Consider the following 2,272-nt stretch of genomic DNA (forward strand, 5'->3'; position numbering starts at 1 on the left):
TGTAATAAGCATGCTGTTGCTATTTTTTATCGGCTACAGCCAAAACAAAAAAAGCCTATCGGGAATGGTAACTTCTAACAACCAACCAATAACTGGCGCAACAGTTTCCTTGCTAAAAACTACATTCGTCACTCAAACTGATAGTTTAGGACAGTATTTTTTTTCTGCAATTCCAAATGGTAATTACACCATTCAAGTAATGGCAAAGGGATTTCAAACAAAAAACAAAAACGTCAACATAAAAGATGAGCAAGAAATAATACTTCAATTTGAACTTGAAAGTACTGAAAATCAACTTGATGAAGTAGTAGTTTCAGGCACACTTAAACCCGTAAAAAGATTAGAAAATCCTGTTCCTGTTGAGATTATTTCGGCTGCATTTTTAAAACAAAACCCAACCAGCAATGTCTTGGATGCCTTGCAAAACGTAAATGGTTTACGACCTCAAAACAATTGCAATGTGTGTAATACGGGTGATATTCGCATCAACGGACTTGACGGCCCTTACACCATGGTCACTATTGATGGGATGCCTATTGTAAGCGCTCTCGGTACCGTTTATGGCCTTTCAGGTATTCCAAATGCTATGATTGACAAAATAGAAGTGGTCAAAGGTGCGGCATCTACACTATACGGCAGCGAGGCAGTGGGCGGTTTAATTAACATTATTACCAAAAAACCGTTCGCAGTTCCTTTATTTACAGCCGATATTTTTACTACATCTTGGCTCGAAACGAATGTTGACCTTGGTTATAAAGCCAATATTGGTTCCAAGGCTACTGCCCTATTTGGCATAAATTACTTCACTTACAACAATCCCATTGACAACAACAAAGACAATTTTACCGATGTTTCTTTGCAAAACAGGGCTTCATTTTTCTCCAAAATAAACATCAACAGAGCCTCTAAAAAAGAATTTAGCCTTGTGTCTCGCTACCTTTATGAAGACCGCTGGGGCGGAGAAATGCAATGGAACAAGAGTTTTAGAGGTGGAGACCAAGTGTATGGCGAAAGCATTTACACTTCGCGTTATGAATTTTTGGGGAAATACGAGCTACCCGTAGCCGAAAAAATGTATTTTCAATTTTCGGTTATTGGCCACGACCAAAACTCCGTTTATGGCAACTCTAGTTTTTTAGCCAATCAAAAAATAGCATTTGGCCAATTCATTTGGGACAAAAACTGGAATAACCACTCCGTACTTTTTGGTTCGGCACTTCGATATCAATTTTACAATGACAACACGCCTGCAACGGCAACAGCAAATCATTCTAAAATTTACAGTGCTTTTGCTCAAGATGAAATCACACATAATGAAAAAACCAGCACGCTCTTGGGCTTGCGCTACGATTACAACGACAATCACGGTTCCATTTTTACACCTCGTTTTGCGTTTAAATTCAAGCCAACGCCAACAGATATTTTACGATTCAATTTTGGAACGGGTTTTAGAATAGTCAATCTTTTTACCGAAGATCATCAAGCTTTGTCTGGCGCTCGAGAAGTCGTGATACAATCTAATTTAAAACCAGAAACCTCATACAACCTGAACTTAAATTATCTGAAAAAATTCAAATTGACCAATGCGGGCGTAGTTAATCTTGAATTGGCGTCTTGGTACACTTATTTTACCAACCGAATTTTTGCGAACTACGACATCAACCCTAATCAAATAATTTATGATAATTTAAACGGCAACTCCACTATTTTCGGACTCAGCGCCAATGCTGATTGGGTTAGCCCGTTTGGACTCAAAGCTAACATTGGGACTAGCTACTTTGATGCCATGACAACACAAGACGGTGTTAGTTTGAGGCCACTATTTACAGAAAGATACAGTATAAGTTGGGGATTTAGTTATGATATTACAAACTGGTTTTTATCCTTAGATTTTACAGGAAATCTAACTGGACCTATGCGTTTGCCTTTGCTAAGTGAGCTTGATCCGCGTCGCGAAATTTCTAGACCATACAGCATACAAAACATACAAATGACTTTCAAAAAAATTCATAATCTAGAGTTGTACACCGGTATAAAAAACCTACTCAACTGGACACCCAATCGTGGAAATCCGTTCTTGATAGCACGCGCTAATGATCCTTTTGATAAAAATGTTCAAGTTGATAATTCAGATTCGGTAATCCCTACGGCTGATAATCCATTTGCACTCACTTTTGACCCAACCTATGCCTACGGACCCAATCAAGGAAGACGCTTTTTTATAGGTCTGCGTTATCATTTTGATTAAAAAAATTTATACTTACCTAAAAAC

At 38.2% G+C, this 2,272-nt stretch carries 1 protein-coding gene; it reads left to right on the plus strand.

Going from position 1 to position 2,272, the window contains the following annotated elements; all coding sequences use genetic code 11:
* Positions 1–2,248 (plus strand): TonB-dependent receptor (locus FPG59_RS15560; protein ID WP_369596830.1); only part of this gene is annotated, 2,248 nt, incomplete at its 5' end.
* Positions 2,249–2,272 lie beyond the last annotated feature (24 nt).

The organism is Flavobacterium sp. FPG59 (assembly GCF_002150205.1).
Lineage (GTDB): Bacteria > Bacteroidota > Bacteroidia > Flavobacteriales > Flavobacteriaceae > Flavobacterium.